Here is a 16,715-nt window from a genome sequence, read left to right on the forward strand (position 1 = left end):
AGCGACCGCTCGCAGCAACCTCCTCGGCGCGGGACATATCCTTGTCGTCCTGAGCGATTTCAAGGGCCATCAGCCCGCCATGCCGTCCTCCTTCGCCCCCCAGCCACGCCGGGCGCGCCTTGGCCGGGCCAACCGATTTGACGCCGCAGCCCCAGGTCGGAACATGCCGGACGGCCGCATCGCGGCGGCCTGATGCCCAGGCTTCGCGGGCGCCCGCAACCATAGAAAAAGGGGCCGTCCTTGCGGACGGCCCCTGCGAATGCGGTGGAACCTGCTGAGGGAAGGCCTACAGGCTGCCTTCCACCTCGGCCCGGACTTCCAGGGCGATCTTCCAGAGGATGGTCAGCACGAAGCCGCCCAGGGCGTACACCATGAGGGCGATCATGATCTCCGGCCCGGTGGGCAGGTACTCGGTGACCCTCTCGAAGGGGTTGGGGGTGAAACCGGCGGCGATGAGGCCCATGCCCTTGTCGATCCAGGTGCCGATGACCAGCATGATCAGGGCGGGCACCAGGATGTCGGGGTTGTAGCGCCACTTGTAGGGGATCAGCAGCACCAGCGAACCAATGGCCAGGAAGGAGGCCGTCCACATGAACGGGGTCATGTAGGTGTGGCCCTCGAAGCCCGAGAACAGGAACAGGATCGGGTCCATGTGGCCGGGCATGTTGGAGTAGAACGCCGTGAACACTTCCAGGAAGAAGAAGAACACGTTCACGCACATGGCGTAGGTGATGGTGGTGGAGAGGGACTTCACGGCCTCCTTGCCGGGGTCGAACCCGGTGAGGCGCTTGGCCAGCAGCGTCAGCAGCAGCAGAATGGCCGGGCCGGAGCAGAACGCCGAGGACAGGAAGCGGGCGGCCAGGATGGCGGTGAGCCAGAAGTGGCGGCCCGGAAGGCCCGCGTACAGGAAGGCCGTGACCGTGTGGATGGAGAAGGCCCACACCACGGAGGTGTACACCAGGGGCTTCACCCACGTGGGCGGAGACATGCGTTTCCAGTAGGCCATCAGGCTGGTCCAGCCGATGACGGCGTTCAGGATCAGGTAGCCGTTGAGCACCACCATGTCCCAGAAGAGCACGGAACGCGGGGTGGAGTTCAGCAGCACGTTGAGCATGCGCTGCGGCTGACCAATGTCGATGACGATGAAGCCCAGGCACATGATGACCGCGGCGATGGCGAGGAACTCGCCCATGATGATCATCTTGGAGTAGGCTTTGTAGTGGTGGAAGTAATACGGCAGCACCAGCATGACCGCGGAGGCGGCGACGCCGACCATGTAGGTGAACTGGGCGATGTAGAATCCCCAGGACACGTCGCGGGAGAGGCCGGTGACCATCAGGCCGTTGTTGAGCTGTATGAGGTAGAACCCGCCGCCGATGCCCATGACGGCCAGGAACACCATCAGCGCACCGAAGTAGCGGGGGCTTCCTTTGAGGGCTTTTTCAATCATGGCCGCACTCCTAGAGAATGTAGAAGACGCTGGGATCGGTGCCGGCGTCGGGTTTGCGCCGGATGGCGTACTTCTCTTTCAACACCTTCCTGACCTCGGACTTGGGGTCCTCAAGGTCGCCGAAGACCATGGCTCCGCCGGAGGCCTCGACGCACAGGGGCAACTTGCCCTGGGCCAGCTTCTCCACGCAGAAGGTGCACTTCTCCACCACGCCTCGGGTGCGGTGGGGGTACTGCAGGTTCAGCTTGTCCTTGGCGATGAACTCGCCGGGGTCGCGGAAGTTGAAGCTGCGGGCGCCGTAGGGGCAGCCGGCCATGCAGTAGCGGCAGCCGATGCAGCGGTGGTAGTCCATGATGACCAGGCCTTCATCGTTCTTGAAGGTGGCCTTGGTGGGGCACACGCGGGTGCAGGCCGGGTTCGCGCAGTGGTTGCACAGCAGCAGGTACTTGCGGTGCTCCTGGGCTTCGGCCAGGAAGGCCGGGCGCTCCGTGGGGAAGGAACCCTCGAAGTCCTCGGTCCAGATCCACTTGATCTCCTGCTTGCCTTCGATCTTGGGGACGTTGTGGTTGTCGTGGCAAGCGTCGATGCATTTCTTGAACAGGGCGTCGTCGAACTTGGCGGTGTCGATGACCATGCCCCACTGTTTGGCCTTGGCGGGCTTGGCGAAGTCCGCGGCGGAGGGGAGGGCGTCGGCTGCCTGGGCTCCCTCGCCGAGGAATCCCAGAGTTCCGGCCGAAAGCCCCAGGGCCGAAACGCCGGCCAGCTTCAGGAAGTCGCGTCTGGAGCGCTGCATGTTATTTCTCCCCCTCTTTCTTCAGCGGCGAGGTGTTGTGGCAGTTCCAGCAGTAGGGGTTCACGCCCACCTCGACGTGGCACTTGTCGCAGAACTTGTCCTTGTTCTCGTGGCAGCCCATGCAAGTGTTGGTGAGGCTCATGTTGAACTGCTTGCCGGACTCGTTGGTGTAGACCCTCTTGCCGTTGCGGATCACGTCGTCGCGCCATTCGTTCAGCAGAACCATGTGCACGTCGCGCATCTTCTCGGTCTTGAGGACGCACTCTTTGGAGTTCTTGGGCTTCTCGGTCTCCACCTTGAGGGGGCCGAGCCCGGCGCCCTTGATGAAGGGGAAAAGCACCAGGGCCAGGAAGATAATCAGGCCCGGGATGATGTATTTACCGTTGTACATTATTCATCCTCCTCGGAACCTTCGACACCGGGCAGGTCTTCCTGGCGCAGGTTCATGGTACGCTCCTCCTCGCCTTCGAAGACGAGGGCGTTGCCAACCAGCTCGTGCAGGCCGGTGACCTTGACGCCGGGAGCCCAGTAATCGGCCAGGCCGGGCAGCGTGGCGCGGTCGATGGCGCAGATGCAGCTCATGGTGTTCACGCCGAACTTCTCCTGCACGTAGCGCAGGGCGTTGCCGCGGGGCAGGCCGCCGCGCAGGCGCATTTCGGTGAACTCGCCGTTGTTCAGGCCAGCGCCGCCGCCGCAGCAGAAGGTCTGCTCGCGGATGGTCTGGGCGGGCATGTCCACGAACTTCTCCACCACGTTCTCGAGCACGTAGCGGGGCTCGTCGAAGAAGCCCATGCCGCGCGAGGTGTTACAGGAGTCGTGCCAGGTGGCGGTGATGCCTGCGTTGCGGCTCTTGTCCAGCTTGAGCTTGCCGTTCTTGATGAGGTCGGCGGTGAACTCCACCAGGTGGATCATCTTGGTGGACTTGGCGTTGTTGAACACCGTGCCGGTGATGGGGCTCTTGGGCACTTCCAGGAAGTCGGCGGGGCCGTTCATGGTGTCCATGAACTGGTTGAGCACGCGCCACATGTGGCCGCACTCGCCGCCGATGATGTACTTGACGCCCAGGCGCTTGGCCTCGTGGTACATCTTGGCGTTCAACTTCTTCATCCACTTGTCGTTGGTGAAGGAGCCGAAGTTGCCGCCCTCCGAGGCATACGTGGACCAGGTCACGTCCAGGTCCAGGTAGTCGAAGAGCAGCAGGTAGCCCATGAAGGTGTAGATGCCGGGCTCGGCGAAGATGTCGCCGGAGGGCGTGATGAACAGGATCTCGGCGCCCTTGCGGTGGAAGGTGGGCTCGACGCGGCGACCGGTGATGGTCTCGATGTCGTCCACCAGGAAGTCCATCATGTCCTTGAAGGCGTGGGGCTGGATGCCCAGGTGGTTGCCGGTGCGGTTGCAGTTGGCCACCGGTTCGAGGATCCAGTTGATGTTCACGCCGATGCGGTTCATCAGGTCGCGCGCCAGGAAGGTGATCTCGGCGGTGTCGATGCCGTAGGGGCAGTACAGCGAGCAGCGGCGGCACTGGGTGCACTGGTAGAAGTACATGAACCATTCTTTGATCACGTCTTCTTCCAGCTTGCGCGAACCGGAGAGCTTGCCCAGGATCTTGGCGGCCACGGTGAACTCGCCGCGGTAGATGGAGCGCAGCAGTTCGGCGCGCAGCACCGGCATGTTCTTGGGGTCGCCGGAGCCGATGTAGAAGTGGCACTTGTCGGCGCAGGCGCCGCAGCGCACGCACACGTCCATGAACACCTTGAGCGAGCGGTACTTCTTCAGAAGCTCGCGGAAGCCGTCCCGGACGATTTCACGCCAGTCGGGCGGAAGCTTCCAATCCTCTTCGACGGGGTTCCATTCCCTGGGGTTGGGAAGGCCCAGATATTTGAGCACATCCGGCTTGCCGGGGTAAGAGTAGTTTCCGAGCTTGAACTCAGGCTTGACGTCCATCCACGACTCGGCCGGCGTGGAATAGTCGACTTTCATTACTTCTTCAGGCGGCGCCATCTTCGACATACGATCTCCCTTGTGGAAATACGCCCAGCCCCGGGCGGTTTAGGCTTCCTTGTCCACCGGCAGGCCGGCCTCGATCATCTTCTCGCGGAAGTCGTCCTCGTAGTCCGCGTAGCTGTGCGGCTTGATGGAGGGATCGTTCCAGGGGTTGATGTAGCGGACCATGCGGGTGTTGTTGGGCAGGTTCCGGGTGGGGCTCAGGAAGACGCCGCCCAGGTGCATGAGCTTGGAGAAGGGGAAGTAGGCCCACAGCACGCACACCAGGAAGAAGTGCATGTAGAACGACCAATCGATGTTCGGCGGAATCACCGGCTTGAAGCTCACCAGCCCGATGGCCAGCTGCTTGATGGCGATCACGTCCACCTTGGCGAAGTAGCGCATGTAGATGCCGGACAGGGCGATGGCCAGGATGAGGAACAGGGGGAAGTAGTCGGAAACCAGGGAGATGTAGCTGACCTTGGGGTCCCAGATGCGCCTGGCCAGCAGGAAGGAGACGCCCACCACGAAGAACACGTCGGTCAGATAGAGGGTGGGGGCCGCGATCTGCAGGATGGAGTCGACGAACTCCACGCCGGTGACCACCATGGGCACGGGCTCCAGGAAGAAGCGCATGTGCCTGAAGAGCACGATCAGGAAGCTGTAGTGGAACATCAGCGAGAACAGCCACAGGGACTTGTCCGAGCCGTAGCCCACCCGGCCTTCGGAGGCGCGGTTGTCCAGCTTGGTGTTGCGGAAGAGGCTCCTGAAGCAGAGCACTTCCAGGGCCATGCGCACGACCGTCTGGAACGGGGTGGAGGGGTTGTCGAACTTCGACTGTTTGATCCAGGGCAGCGATTGCTGCTGGCCGCCAGTGGTGGCGATGGAGAAGGGCTGGGGCGTGGAAGCCCAGCCGATCACCTTTTTAATGAATCCCGCCACGAAAATCGCGACGGCCACATACGGGACGGCGATCCCAAACACGTTCGCCATGCCCGCCCCGGCCCCAAGGGCCGCCACCGCAGCCAACGCCACGACGGCCAGAAATGCGGTTACGAGTCCAGCCATGTACCCTCCACCTCGCGTTGAACCTTTTTGCCCAGCCGGCCTAATCGGCCGACTCGCCCTCGCCGATGCCCACGATCAGTTGGGCGCGTTTAAGGAGTTGAACCTGCGACCGCTCAAGATCCTTGTATTTGATTTCATGGAGCTTTTCGCGGCATTTCGCGTAGAGATCAAGGCTGGCGAGCGCCAGCCCGTCGATGCGGGTTTCCATGGCCAGCAGCTGGTCCCAGGCGTTCGCCTCGCTGAAGTCCTGCCAGAAGCCCTCCCGCAGGATCTTCTTGAGAAGGAACAGGAACCCAGCCGCCTGTGAAGGCGCGAAGTTCTGCACGGCGCGCACGCGCACCAGCTCGTCCAGGCGGTCGAGCACGGGCTCGAGCGCGGCCTTGTCGCCGCCGGAGGCCAGATAGTCCACCACGGCCTCGGCCGTCTCACGGATCCGAGCGCCCACAGGATTGTGATACGGGTCCGAGCTCTTTTTCCAGAGCTTGGCCGTCTCCGGCGGATATGTGTCCAGAATCAGGTGCTGCCACCGCTGGACAATTGACTCCCGGTTCGCAGCCAGGAGTGTCTCGACTGTGTTCATTGTTGCCCTGGTATGCGGCAAGAGGTGATAATGCTTGTTCGCCCCGTCACAAACGCCACCACCCATACCCCGCGCGCCATGTCCTGTAAAGATTGAAAAAGGGAGAAAGCGGCTCCCCCCGGTGAAAACCTGCGGGCAAATCCGCCGCATGTGGTTTACAGGCTTTCCGAACGTCACTATATTGTCAGATCGACGGGGCCGCCCAATACGCCGCACGCCGCGAAACCATAGGACGCACCATGCTGCTCACGCAACAGCACTCGACCATCCTCAAGGCCGTTGAACAGTTCCAGCAAATCGAGAAATATCAGGGGGTCATGCCCCGCAAGCACGCCTGCCTCTTCCGCGACGAGGACGTGAGCGCCCTGGTGGACCAGGGTCTGCTGGACTGGGCCAAGTTCACCTTCGACTGCGGCAAGGAGCTCAAAGGGCTGCGCCTCACCGTCAAGGGGCAGCGCCTGTTGGACCAGCAGGTGCGCAACGCCGAGATGCCCGCCCAGATCACCGGGACCGAGCTGGCCTACGAGCACCTGCTCATCCTGGAGGATCTGCACCACTTCTGCCGCATGCCGCGCTACCGGCGCATGATGCCGGAGAAAAAGGCCCGCCACTACAACCCCACCGACTTCGAAGACCTGCTGCACAGGGGCTACATCCTCAAGGTGCGCCTCAAGGCAGACGGCGAGCAGACCTTCAAGGGCTTCGTGATCTCCTCCAAGGGCGAGCACGCCCTGGCCGAGGCCAGGCAGGCCATCCAATAGGGAACAGCCCCCGGAGGGGCTGTCCCGGCGAATGCTGCGCGTGAAGGCTCCTAGGCTTCGGAGCCGCCCACCTTCAGGCTGACGTCCTCGGCGCGGGTCCACTCGATTTCCAGCGAGAGTTTTTCCTTGTCCTTCTTCTGGGCCACCTTGAGACTGAACTCCATGACGCCGCGAGGCTTGATGGTCATGCAGTCCTGGCCCACGGACATGCACACGGACCCGGCGCGCATCCCGGCCGTCAGATCCTCCAGGTAGGCCACGACTTCGGCCACGGCCATGGCCCCTTCCACTTTGATCTTGTCCTTGCCCATTTTGTTCTCCTTTTCACAAGCCCGGCAAAGCGATCAGCCCATGCGCCGCCCCGGACATCCGGCGCAGGACGGCTATGACGCGCATAGTGCCAAGCGTGGGCACATACCTAGCGCGTATCGGTGACGATCCTGTTTCAATCCATGCGGGAGCTGAACCCGGCGATGGCCGCCAGGGCGCTCTGGCGCTTGATGTCTATCCGGTCGCCGTCGAAAAGGAACTGTTCGGCGTCGCGCGTGTCGGGCGTGACCCAGGCCACCCAGACGGTGCCCACCGGCTTCTCCTCCGTGCCGCCAGTGGGCCCGGCGATGCCGGAGACCGCCACGGCGCACTGGGCTCCCAGGCGCGAGGCGGCGCCCTCGGCCATGGCCAGCACGGTCGCCCGGCTCACGGCCCCGTGTTCCTGCAGAACGGGCCCGGGAACGCCCAGCAGATCCTGCTTCAATGCGTTGGAATAGGCGATGACGCCACCCAGGTACCACTCGGAGCTGCCCGACATGTTGGTCAGCTCGCTGCCGATGAGCCCGCCCGTGCAGGACTCCGCCGTCACAAGGCTCCAGCCACGGGCCAGCAGCTGCCCGGCCAGCCATTCGATCAACTCTGTTCTCACTTCCCACTGCATCGCGGCCTCTCCCTGCTTGACCGAAGCGTTTTGCCCAAAGTAAGACCCGCCGACAATACACAACCATCCCGGAGGCCGCCAATGCTTGATGTGCGCTTCGTGCGCAAAAATATCGACACCGTCCGCCAGGCCCTGGCCAACCGCCAGATGCAGCTGGACATGGGCGAGTTCGTCCGCCTGGACGAACACCGCCGCGCCGTGCTCGCCGAGGTGGAGACCCTGAAGAACGAGCGCAACGCCGCCTCGGCCGAGGTGGCCAAACGCAAACGTTCCGGCCAGGACGCCTCCGACCTGCTGGAAGGGCTCTCGGCCCTGTCCGAACGCATCAAGGGGCTGGACGAGCAGGCCCGCAAGGCCGACGAGGATTCCGAGGCCTTCCTCTACTCCATCCCCAACATCCCCCATTCCAGCACGCCGGTGGGCAAGTCCGAGGCGGACAACCCCGTGGTGCGTGTGGTGGGCGAGGTGCCCTCCTTCGACTTTACGCCCAAGGAGCACTGGGAGCTGGGCCAGAACCTGGGCGGCATCGACTTCGACCGCGCCGCCAAGATCACCGGCACGCGCTTCGCCGTGCTGAAGGGCTGGGCCGCGCGCATGGAGCGCGCCCTGGTGGCCTTCATGATCGACCTGCACACCCGCGAGCACGGCTACACCGAGGTGGCCACGCCCTACATCGTCAACTCGGACAGCCTGCGCGGCACGGGCCAGCTCCCCAAGTTCGAGCAGGACCTCTTCCGCCTGGACTTCAAGGACTATTACCTCATCCCCACGGCCGAGGTCCCGGTGACCAACCTGCACCGCGACGAGACCCTGGACGAGGCCGACCTGCCCATGGGCTACACGGCCTACACGCCCTGCTTCCGCTCCGAGGCCGGGTCCTACGGCAAGGACACCAAGGGCCTCATCCGACAGCACCAGTTCGACAAGGTGGAGATGGTGCGCTTCTGCAAGCCCGAGGAGTCCTACGAGCAGCTGGAGCTCTTGACCTCGCAGGCCGAAGAGGTGCTCAAGCGCCTGAAGCTGCCCTACCGGGTCATCACGCTCTGCACCGGGGACGTGGGCTTCTCCTCAGCCAAGACCTACGACATCGAGGTCTGGCTGCCGGGCCAGAACGCCTACCGGGAGATCTCCTCCTGCTCCAACTTCGAGGACTTCCAGGCCAGGCGCGCGGGCATCCGCTTCAAGCCCAAGTGCGGCAAGGCCCAACTGGTGCACACCCTGAACGGCTCCGGCCTGGCCGTGGGCCGGACCATGGTGGCCATCCTGGAGAACTACCAGCGCGCCGACGGCTCCGTGGCCATCCCCAAGGCCCTGGTGCCCTACATGGGCGGGCTCACCGAACTGCGCCCGTGATGGGACTCGCCCCTTACATCCGCGCTACAGCAGCCGCCGCCGGGGTCTTCGCCCTGGCGGCGCTGTTCTACCTCTCGCTGTCCCAGGCCCTGCTGCTTTCGGGGTTGGCCGGTGCGGCCATGCTCGGGCTGGAATCGGCCGGACGGGGGAAGAGCTGGTAGCTTGCCCGCGTTGAGCCCGTGGAGCCCCACGACGAGTTGACATTCAATCGCCAAATGATACGGCTCTCCCTATGAATACGACTCCGAACGCCGTTTCCATGCTCCGCAGGACCATCGCATACGCGATCACGTTCGCATCGTTCTACTTCATGGGCACAATGGACAACATGCGCCTATGGGCTAAATTCGGGTTGTTTTTCAGCGGGCTTATAGCGGCGACCATCCTGAGCTTCTTCTTTTTCCTGTTCATCGGCGCGTTCATCCCGCCGAAAGCTGGCAAGGGTACGCAGATCGTCATTTTTGCCACGGAAGTAATAGCATCCTTTATCGTGCTGAAGCTCGTTATTCCGATCATCCCCATGAATTGACACCCAGCTCTCCAATGTCATGGATAGCTGCGACAACGAAACATCAGCTGCATCTCTGGAGGCAATTGGTGCCTGTAGGATCCCTGCCCTGATGTTTCCTTGGAAGGCCCCGGTTCAAGCCGGGGCCTTCTTGTTTGCGCCCTCCAAAACGACGAAAAGCCCCGGTCAACCCGAGGCTTGCAGTAGCGGCACTTTCCTGGCGTGTACCAAATTCCGAGCACCCACCTCCGCCCACCGCAGGCGGCCGCGCGAGGGGACGAGGGCGGAACGTCGTGGCGATCTCGCGCTGGCGCTTGCGCCAGAGGGGCGCAGCCCCGGCAGCTTGATCGCCTCGACGGTGCGCCCGACTCCCCGAGCGGCGGACGCCCAGTCAGCCCCCTAACCGCCCTCCGCATCACCCTCCGCCCACCGCAGGCGGACGCGCGAGGGGACGAGGGCGGAACGTCGTGGCGATCTCGCGCTGGCGCTTGCGCCAGAGGGGCGCAGCCCCGGCAGCTTGATCGCCACGGCGGTGCGCCTGAATCCCCGAGCGGCGGACGCCGAAAACACTATCTCCCTATTTCCAGCCCGTAACCTCGAACCCGCCGTTGCGCAGGTCCTCCTTGTTATAGAGGAACTCCCCTCCCCCCATGGCCTGGAACCCGCCGCCCGCGCCCAGCACGATGGCGTGCCCGGCGGCGGTGTCCCACTCCCAGGTGGGGTTGAAGCGCGGGTACAGGTTGGCGCTGCCCTCGGCCACCAGCCCGAACTTCAGCGCCGACCCGGCGCTCACCTCGCGCCTGTTGGGGTAGCGCTCCAGGTACGCGGCCAAACGCTCGTCCGGGTGGGAGCGGCTGGCGACCACCACGACCTCCCCCCCCACGGGGACCGGCCCGGAGACCCGCAACGGCTCCCGCTTGCCCCCGGCCAGCTTGAACGAACCCATGCCCGGCCCGCCGTAATAGAGCACGTCCTTCACGGGCACGTAGATCACCCCGAACACGGGGCTGCGCCCCTCCACCAGGGCGATGTTCACCGTGAACTCCCCGTTGCGCTTGATGAACTCCTTGGTGCCGTCCATGGGGTCCACCAGCCAGAAGCGTTTCCAGCCCTTGCGCTGCGCGTATTCCGCCTGGGAGGACTCCTCCGAAAGGATGGGCACGTCCGGGTGCAGGGCCGTGAGCGAACGGGAGATGACCTCGTTGGAGGCGCGGTCCGCCTGGGTCAGGGGGGACTTGTCCTCCTTGATCTCCACCGTGAATTCGGTGCCGTAGACCTCCAGGATGGCCTGGCCCGCCAGCCGGGCCACGGCGCAAATCGCATCCCAATCGAAGCTGGGCATCTGGGCTCCCCTTTGTTGTCGGATCGTCCGAAATGTCAGGATTCGTAGGCGGCCAGGGCTTCGCCCACAGGGCCGGCGGACACGGCCCGCCCGCCTTCCAACACCAGGGCGTGGGTGACGCAGGCCGGAATCTCCAGCGGGTTGTGCGTGACCATCACCAGTTGCCTGCCCTGTGCGGCCAGGTCGTCCAGCAGGGCGAGCACCTCGGCCCGAGCCTGCGGGTCCAGCCCGCCCAGTGGCTCGTCCAGCAGGAGCACCTGCGGATCGAAGGCCAGAGCGCGCCCGATCATGGCCTTGCGCGCCTGCCCCTGCGACAGGGAGGACATGGGCCTGTCCGCCAGCTCGGTGAGCCCGAGCCGCTCCAGCCAGCCCGCGGCGCGGGCCAGCATGGCCGCGTCCGGGGCGTCGTAGAGCCCGAAGCTGCCGAAGAAGCCGGAGACCAGCACCTCGCGCACGGTGGTGTCGCGCGGGTGCTCGGCCTGGGCGTCCCAGGCCACCACGCCCAGGCGGGCCCGCAGGTCCCACAGGCTTACGGGCTCCGGCAGGCCGAAGCGGTTCACCCGGCCCTCCGAGGGGTGCAGGTCGCCCGAGAGCAGCTTCACCAGGCTGGACTTGCCCGCCCCGTTGCGGCCCACCACAACCCAGTTCTCGCCCGGGCGCAGCTGCCAGTCGAGCCCGCTCACAACGTCCACGCCGCCCAGGGTCACGGTCGCGCCGTGCAGGGACAGCAGCGGTTCCCCGGAGGCGGCGGGTTTGGCGGCATCCCTGAGCTCGGCCCGGCGGATGGCCGGGGCCAGCGACTTGGCCACGGCAGCCAGCGGGCCGCGCTTCGTGGTGCGGCCACGGGTCATGGAGACGGCCTCGAAGCCCAGGTCCGGCAGGCTTGCGGGGTGGTGCGTGGCTGCGGCCAGGCCCACGCCGGAGGCCGCCAGGGTCTCCAGCACGCCGTGCAGCACCCGGCGCGAGGGCGCGTCCAGGCCGTCGGCTGCCTCGTCCAGAAAGAGCCACTCCGGCCCGCGCACCACGGCCCGGGCCAGCAGCACGGCCATGGCCTGGCCCTGGGAAAGCTCCAGAAAAGGCCTGTAGGCCAGCTCCGCGATTCCCAGGCGCTCAAGCGCGCCCAGGGCGGCCCGGCGCTCGGGCTCGCCCACGGCCCCGGAGGCCAGGGGGGAGTCGGTCAGCCCGGAGACCACGATCAGCCAGCCGGACACGTTCCAGCCGCGCCTGCGGTAGAGGTCGCGCAGGTCGGCCCCGGCGGTGCCGATGCGCGGCCGGGCCTCGATGGGGCTCGCGGTGGGCTTGCCGTCCACCACGTAGAGGCGCTGCCCGGCGTAGCCACCGCCAGGGAGCTGGTCCGGCCAGATCTCGCCGCGCGCCACGCGCAACAGGGTGGACTTGCCCGCGCCGTTGCCGCCAACCAGGGCCACGCGCCCGCCCGGGGGCAGGTGCAGGCCGGCGCCGTCCAGCAGGAGGTTTTCGCCGCGGCTGACGCGGATGTTTTCTATGATGATCTCAAGGCTCATGGGGCTGATTGACTACGCCCTCCCGGCGCAAAAGGCCAGCCGCCGCGAACGGCTTGCATTTCCAGCCGGGAACCGTCATTGTCGAGGCTCCAACGCCTTTGGAGGATCCGACCGTGAGTACATGCCGCCTGCTGCTAGTGGACGACGAGGCCGAATTCATCGAAACCCTGGGCAAACGCCTGGCCAGGCGCGGCCTGACCGTGCACCTGGCCAACTCCGGGCAGCAGGCCCTGGACATCATCGCGGGCAACGAGCTCGACGTGGTGGTGCTGGACGTGAAGATGCCCGGCATGGACGGCATCGAGGCCCTGCAGAAGATCAAGGCCCTCAAGCCGGATCTGGAGGTGCTCATGCTCACGGCCCACGCCAACGTGGAGGTCGCCATGCGCGGCATGGAGCTGGGGGCCTTCGACTACCTGATGAAGCCTGTGGAGCTGGACGAGCTGCTGTACAAGATCCAGGACGCCAACAAGAAAAAGTGCCTCACCGGCTAAGCCACACGTGTTCACCCGCCTGAAGGCCCTTTTCTCCGACATCTTCGGCCAGGAGTCGCACCAGCGGCTCGGGGACGAGGAGATTCTGGCCGAGTTCAAGAAGCGCTATCACAATTTCCGCCTGCTGCTCACGGCGAACAAGAAGACCCTGGCCATCATGTCCGAGATGGAGCAGGCCATGCGCGGCCAGTTCGTGTTCGGCATGGCCTTCGTGCGCTCCCAGGCCACGGCGGCCTCGGTGAACGTGTTCCGCATCGTCAAGCACCTCTCCGAGATCGCCCCGGGCAAGTACGACGCCCTGTTCGAACGCCTGAAGGACCTCCAGGCCCAGATAACCGCCATCCTGGCCCGCCAGCCCCAGACCGTGGCCACCGAACTGCTGCTCCCGCTGGAGAAGGTGGGCCGCGAGATGTCCGACCAGGTGGGCTCCAAGATGGCCAACCTGGGCGACATCATGACCCGGCTCGATCTGCCCGTGCCTGCCGGGTTCGCCATCACCTCCCTGGCCTACACCCGCTTCATGGAGGACACCGGCCTCCAGGACGAGATCAACCGCCTGATCCAGGCCGTGGGCGCAGACGATCACAGCACGCTCCTGCCGCTGTGCTCCCAGATCCAGCAGATGATCGTCACGGCCGAGCTGCCCGTGGACGTGGCCGAGGCCATCCTCGTGGGCTACAGCGAGCTCGAGGGCAAGACCCACCCCGGGGTGCGCGTGTCCCTGCGTTCCAGCGCCCTGGGCGAGGACGCCCTGGGCCAGTCCTTCGCGGGGCAGTTCCGCAGCGTGCTCAACGTGGCCCCGGAGGACCTGCTCATCACCTACAAGGAGATCGTGGCCAGCAAGTACAGCCCCCAGGCCGTGACCTACCGCCTGGCCAAGGGCATCCCCGACCAGGACGTGGCCATGTGCGTGGGCTGCATGGCCATGGTCCACGCGCGCAGCGGGGGCGTGGCCTATTCGCGCAACCCCCTGGCCATCCGCGACGACGAGGTCTTCATCCACTCGGCCTGGGGCCTGGCCAAGACCGTGGTCGACGGGGCCGTCTCCTCCGACCTGTTCGTGGCCAGGCGCGGCAACCCGCCCAAGCTGGTCACCAGCCAGATCTCCCACAAGGACCGCATCTTCTTCTGCGACCCCCTCGCCGGCGTCTGCCGCCAGGAGGAAGGCGGCGCCCTGGCCGAGGAGCCCAGCCTCACCGACGAGGAGGCCATGCGCCTGGCCAGCATCGCCATCCGCCTGGACGAGACATACGGCGAGCCCCTGGACATCGAATGGGCCATGGACGAGGCCCGCGAAATCTTCCTGTTGCAGTGCAGGCCGCTGCGCCAGATGGAATCCAGCGGGGTGGTGCGCCCCGAGGGCCAGTTCGGCAAGCCGCTGCTCGCGGGGGGCGTCACCGGCAGCCCGGGCGTGGCCGCCGGGCCCATCCACCGCGTCAGCCGCGACCTGGACATGCTCACCTTCCCGCCCGGAGGCGTGCTGCTCTCCGCCGAGGCGGCCCCGCGCTGGGCCACGCTCCTTGGCAAGGCCTCGGCCGTCATCACCGAGCGCGGCAGCTCCGCCGGGCACCTGGCCAACGTGGCGCGCGAGTTCGGCGTGCCCGCGCTCATGGGCCTGGAGGGGGCTGTGGCCGCGCTCTCGGGCAAGGGGGAGGTCACCGTGGACGCCGACGGCCTGGCCGTCTACCCCGGCCGTGTGGAGGGGCTGCTGGCCCTGGCCAGGCCCGTGGAGCAGGACGCTGCGGCTCATTCGCCCATGCACGCCATCCTGCGCGACGTGCTGGACGTGATCGCCCCGCTCAACCTGCTGGACCCCAGCGCCCCGGAATTCGCCCCGGAGCACTGCCGCACCCTGCACGACATCACCCGCTTCTGCCACGAGAAGTCCGTCACGGAGATGTTCCGCTTCGGGCAGGATTTCCACTTCTCCAAGCGGGCCTCCAAGCAGCTCAAGTACCGCGTGCCCATGAAGTGGTTCTTCGTGAACCTGGACGACGGCTTCGTGCACGACATCAAGGGCAAGTACGTCACCATGGAGGAGATCGCCTGCGAGCCCGTGCACTCCCTGTGGGACGGCTTCATCGCCATCCCCTGGCAGGGCCCGCCGCCGGTGGACGGCAAGGGCCTCTTGCACATCGTGGCGCACTCCACCGTGAACACCAACGTGGCCCAGGTGGGCGACGAGTACGCCCAGGGCAACTATTTCATGATCTCGAAGCATTACATGTGCTTGAGCTCGCGCTTCGGCTACCACTTCTGCACCGTGGAGGCTCTGGTGGACGACCGCGAGAACGAGAACTACGTGAGCTTCCAGTTCAAGGGCGGCGCGGCCGAGACCCAGCGCCGCACCCGGCGGGCGCGCTTCATCGGCGACCTGCTGGAGGAGTACAGCTTCCGCGTGGAGCTGCAAGGCGACGAGATGCGGGCCATCTACGCCAAAGGCCCGAAGGACTTGATGCTCGATAGGCTGCGCCTTATCGGCTACCTGCTGATGCACACCCGCCAGATGGACATGGTGATGACCAACGAGACGCTGGTGGCCCAGTACCGGCGCAAGTTCACGGAAGATATCGACGGTCTGCTGCGCGAGGCCGGCGAGAAGCACATGCGCGAGGTGATGCGGGAGGAGGCGTAAGCCGGCTCCCTCCTATTCCTCCTCCAACTCCCCGCTGACCTGGAAACGCTTCATGAAGGCCCGGTCGATCCTGTCCTTGAGCCAGAAGGCCGTCTGGCCCTCGTAGGTCAAAAAGCCCTTGTGCAGGATGCCCCTGCCGCCGCCGCAGTTGAGAATCAACAAGTACCCGCCCTCCGTGTTGGTGAAGGGCTCGAGCACATCCTCGTTGAGCGTGGCCAGCAGGTTGTGGTGCAGCACCGGGTTCTGGCGCACCGGGTAGACCCCCACCTTCGCAAGCTCCCCGGGCGCGAAGCTGATGCAGTCGCCCCCGCCCAGAATGTTGGGGTGGCTCACGCTGCGCAGGTACTGGTTCACCAGGATGCCGCCCTTGGGGCCGGTGGCCACGCCGAAGCGGGAGAGGTCCGGCTGGGGCGAGACACCGTAAGCCAGGAAGGCCACGTCCCAGGGCACGTGCAGATCCCCGCTGAGGTAGGCCACGCCGTCGCCCAGGCGGGAGGCGGTGTGCCCGTCGAAGATCTTGATGCCCCGGCGCGCCAGGGAGCGGTAGGCCAGGCTGCGCACCTTCTCCGGGAAGCGCGGCAGCAGCCCCCGCCCCGGGACGACCGCCACGTCGGGGGCCACGTCCGGGTCGGCCTCGGAATCCACCGAGCAGCCGCAGCGGATCAGCTCGCAGGCGTTGCCCGCCAGCTCCACCCCGGCCGGGCCGCCCCCGATCACCAGCACCTTGGGGGAGCGCCCCGTGGCCAGAACCTCCTCCAGCCTGAGCTTGGCCCGCAGCAGGTTCTCGATGGGCTTCACCGCGAACACGCCGGGGTGCCCGCCGATGCCCGCCATCTTGGGCGGCGGCAGGGAGCCGGTGTTGAAGGAGCAGACGTCGTAGCCCACGGCCATGCCGTTATCCAGGTGGACCACGCCCTCGCGCGGGTCGATGGAGGTCATCCTGCCGCGGATGAAGGTGCCCCCGCCGCGCTCGGCCATGGCCCGCACGTTGAAACGGCACTCGGAGGGCTTGTAGAAGCCGGAGAGCATCCCCGGGCCCATGCCGGAATAGTAGTGGTAGTCGGCGGGAGTCACCAGCGTGACGTGGTGCCCGGCCTCCTGGTAGGCGCGCAGGTTGGCCAGCACGGTCAGGTGGGCGTGCCCGCCGCCCACGAGGAGGAGATTTTTGCCCATGCTCCCTACATGCTGCAAAGCAAGCCCGAAGGCAAGCGCGGGCGTGGCCCGGCCCCCTCAGTGAGGCATGGGCGGGGGCAAAACGGAAGCCCCCGGCCGGTCAAGGTCGGGGGCTCGAAAA

Annotated in this window: 17 protein-coding genes; 6 read left to right on the plus strand and 11 right to left on the minus strand. The window is 65.7% G+C overall.

Annotation, left to right across the window (positions count from 1 at the left end):
• Nucleotides 1-286: 286 nt before the first annotated feature.
• From dsrP to MLE27_RS10510, 6 genes are read right to left on the minus strand one after another with little or no spacing between them, the layout of a single operon-like run.
• Nucleotides 287-1,450 carry a sulfate reduction electron transfer complex DsrMKJOP subunit DsrP gene (dsrP, locus tag MLE27_RS10485; protein WP_243312023.1) on the minus strand — a complete coding sequence of 388 codons (1,164 nt, stop codon included), beginning with the start codon at nucleotides 1,448-1,450 and terminating at the stop codon, nucleotides 287-289.
• 10 nt (nucleotides 1,451-1,460) lie between these two features.
• The gene (dsrO, locus tag MLE27_RS10490; protein WP_243312024.1) at nucleotides 1,461-2,243 is read right to left on the minus strand and encodes a sulfate reduction electron transfer complex DsrMKJOP subunit DsrO; all 783 of its coding nucleotides are present in this window, start codon (nucleotides 2,241-2,243) and stop codon (nucleotides 1,461-1,463) included.
• A gap of 1 nt (nucleotide 2,244) precedes the next feature.
• Nucleotides 2,245-2,634, minus strand: coding sequence for a sulfate reduction electron transfer complex DsrMKJOP subunit DsrJ (gene dsrJ / locus MLE27_RS10495; protein ID WP_243312025.1), 390 nt, complete (start codon nucleotides 2,632-2,634; stop codon nucleotides 2,245-2,247).
• Entirely contained in the window at nucleotides 2,634-4,253 is a 1,620-nt protein-coding gene (dsrK, locus tag MLE27_RS10500; RefSeq protein ID WP_243312026.1) for a sulfate reduction electron transfer complex DsrMKJOP subunit DsrK, read from the minus strand. Before dsrK ends, dsrJ begins: the two co-directional genes overlap by 1 nt.
• Before the next feature lie 39 nt (nucleotides 4,254-4,292).
• Nucleotides 4,293-5,294 carry a sulfate reduction electron transfer complex DsrMKJOP subunit DsrM gene (dsrM, locus tag MLE27_RS10505; RefSeq protein WP_243312027.1) on the minus strand — a complete coding sequence of 334 codons (1,002 nt, stop codon included), beginning with the start codon at nucleotides 5,292-5,294 and terminating at the stop codon, nucleotides 4,293-4,295.
• Between the two features lie 40 nt (nucleotides 5,295-5,334).
• Nucleotides 5,335-5,874 (minus strand): RsbRD N-terminal domain-containing protein, encoded by a 540-nt coding sequence (locus tag MLE27_RS10510; protein ID WP_243312028.1) that lies wholly within the window; start codon nucleotides 5,872-5,874, stop codon nucleotides 5,335-5,337.
• A gap of 239 nt (nucleotides 5,875-6,113) precedes the next feature.
• On the opposite strand from MLE27_RS10510, the gene MLE27_RS10515 reads away from it, so the two are divergent.
• Nucleotides 6,114-6,635, plus strand: coding sequence for a hypothetical protein (locus tag MLE27_RS10515; protein ID WP_243312029.1), 522 nt, complete (start codon nucleotides 6,114-6,116; stop codon nucleotides 6,633-6,635).
• A gap of 50 nt (nucleotides 6,636-6,685) precedes the next feature.
• Here MLE27_RS10515 and MLE27_RS10520 read toward each other — a convergent pair whose 3' ends face one another.
• On the minus strand, nucleotides 6,686-6,946 hold the full coding sequence (locus tag MLE27_RS10520; RefSeq protein ID WP_243312030.1) for an amphi-Trp domain-containing protein: 261 nt from the start codon (nucleotides 6,944-6,946) through the stop codon (nucleotides 6,686-6,688).
• A 134-nt stretch (nucleotides 6,947-7,080) separates the two neighbouring features.
• Nucleotides 7,081-7,554, minus strand: coding sequence for a CinA family protein (locus MLE27_RS10525; RefSeq protein ID WP_243312031.1), 474 nt, complete (start codon nucleotides 7,552-7,554; stop codon nucleotides 7,081-7,083).
• Between the two features lie 93 nt (nucleotides 7,555-7,647).
• Here MLE27_RS10525 and serS point away from each other — a divergent pair, with 93 nt between their 5' ends.
• From serS to MLE27_RS10540, 3 genes are all read left to right on the plus strand, one after another.
• Entirely contained in the window at nucleotides 7,648-8,919 is a 1,272-nt protein-coding gene (serS, locus tag MLE27_RS10530) for a serine--tRNA ligase (RefSeq protein WP_243312032.1), read from the plus strand.
• Complete coding sequence (locus tag MLE27_RS10535; RefSeq protein WP_243312033.1) at nucleotides 8,919-9,080, plus strand: hypothetical protein; 162 nt, start codon at nucleotides 8,919-8,921, stop codon at nucleotides 9,078-9,080. The genes serS and MLE27_RS10535 overlap by 1 nt, the downstream gene beginning before the upstream one ends.
• A gap of 71 nt (nucleotides 9,081-9,151) precedes the next feature.
• The gene (locus MLE27_RS10540) at nucleotides 9,152-9,448 is read left to right on the plus strand and encodes a hypothetical protein (protein ID WP_243312034.1); all 297 of its coding nucleotides are present in this window, start codon (nucleotides 9,152-9,154) and stop codon (nucleotides 9,446-9,448) included.
• 556 nt (nucleotides 9,449-10,004) lie between these two features.
• Here the strand turns inward: MLE27_RS10540 and cysQ are convergent.
• Complete coding sequence (gene cysQ, locus MLE27_RS10545; RefSeq protein ID WP_243312035.1) at nucleotides 10,005-10,769, minus strand: 3'(2'),5'-bisphosphate nucleotidase CysQ; 765 nt, start codon at nucleotides 10,767-10,769, stop codon at nucleotides 10,005-10,007.
• 35 nt (nucleotides 10,770-10,804) lie between these two features.
• Nucleotides 10,805-12,292: an ATP-binding cassette domain-containing protein gene (locus tag MLE27_RS10550; RefSeq protein ID WP_243312036.1), complete on the minus strand. Its 1,488-nt coding sequence runs from the start codon at nucleotides 12,290-12,292 to the stop codon at nucleotides 10,805-10,807.
• Between the two features lie 113 nt (nucleotides 12,293-12,405).
• Here MLE27_RS10550 and MLE27_RS10555 point away from each other — a divergent pair, with 113 nt between their 5' ends.
• Together MLE27_RS10555 and MLE27_RS10560 are read left to right on the plus strand one after the other, a co-directional pair.
• A complete protein-coding gene (locus MLE27_RS10555) occupies nucleotides 12,406-12,786 on the plus strand; it encodes a response regulator (RefSeq protein ID WP_243312037.1) in 381 nt (126 codons plus the stop codon).
• Nucleotides 12,787-12,793: 7 nt separating this feature from the next.
• Nucleotides 12,794-15,421: a PEP/pyruvate-binding domain-containing protein gene (locus tag MLE27_RS10560; protein WP_243312038.1), complete on the plus strand. Its 2,628-nt coding sequence runs from the start codon at nucleotides 12,794-12,796 to the stop codon at nucleotides 15,419-15,421.
• 12 nt (nucleotides 15,422-15,433) lie between these two features.
• On the opposite strand, the gene MLE27_RS10565 is transcribed toward MLE27_RS10560, so the two are convergent.
• Complete coding sequence (locus MLE27_RS10565) at nucleotides 15,434-16,594, minus strand: NAD(P)/FAD-dependent oxidoreductase (protein WP_243312039.1); 1,161 nt, start codon at nucleotides 16,592-16,594, stop codon at nucleotides 15,434-15,436.
• Nucleotides 16,595-16,715: the final 121 nt, after the last annotated feature.

It is taken from the genome of Fundidesulfovibrio agrisoli (assembly GCF_022808715.1).
In the GTDB taxonomy this organism is placed as follows: Bacteria; Desulfobacterota; Desulfovibrionia; order Desulfovibrionales; family Desulfovibrionaceae; genus Fundidesulfovibrio; species Fundidesulfovibrio agrisoli.

Coding starts and splice junctions, on each gene's coding strand:
- MLE27_RS10520 (WP_243312030.1), bottom strand. CDS start 6,946: ATGGGCAAGGACAAGATCAAAGTGGAAGGGGCCATGGCCGTGGCCGAA.
- cysQ (WP_243312035.1), bottom strand. CDS start 10,769: ATGCCCAGCTTCGATTGGGATGCGATTTGCGCCGTGGCCCGGCTGGCG.
- serS (WP_243312032.1), top strand. CDS start 7,648: ATGCTTGATGTGCGCTTCGTGCGCAAAAATATCGACACCGTCCGCCAG.
- MLE27_RS10515 (WP_243312029.1), top strand. CDS start 6,114: ATGCTGCTCACGCAACAGCACTCGACCATCCTCAAGGCCGTTGAACAG.
- dsrO (WP_243312024.1), bottom strand. CDS start 2,243: ATGCAGCGCTCCAGACGCGACTTCCTGAAGCTGGCCGGCGTTTCGGCC.
- MLE27_RS10565 (WP_243312039.1), bottom strand. CDS start 16,594: ATGGGCAAAAATCTCCTCCTCGTGGGCGGCGGGCACGCCCACCTGACC.
- MLE27_RS10510 (WP_243312028.1), bottom strand. CDS start 5,874: ATGAACACAGTCGAGACACTCCTGGCTGCGAACCGGGAGTCAATTGTC.
- MLE27_RS10540 (WP_243312034.1), top strand. CDS start 9,152: ATGAATACGACTCCGAACGCCGTTTCCATGCTCCGCAGGACCATCGCA.
- dsrK (WP_243312026.1), bottom strand. CDS start 4,253: ATGTCGAAGATGGCGCCGCCTGAAGAAGTAATGAAAGTCGACTATTCC.
- dsrJ (WP_243312025.1), bottom strand. CDS start 2,634: ATGTACAACGGTAAATACATCATCCCGGGCCTGATTATCTTCCTGGCC.
- MLE27_RS10550 (WP_243312036.1), bottom strand. CDS start 12,292: ATGAGCCTTGAGATCATCATAGAAAACATCCGCGTCAGCCGCGGCGAA.
- MLE27_RS10535 (WP_243312033.1), top strand. CDS start 8,919: ATGGGACTCGCCCCTTACATCCGCGCTACAGCAGCCGCCGCCGGGGTC.
- dsrM (WP_243312027.1), bottom strand. CDS start 5,294: ATGGCTGGACTCGTAACCGCATTTCTGGCCGTCGTGGCGTTGGCTGCG.
- dsrP (WP_243312023.1), bottom strand. CDS start 1,450: ATGATTGAAAAAGCCCTCAAAGGAAGCCCCCGCTACTTCGGTGCGCTG.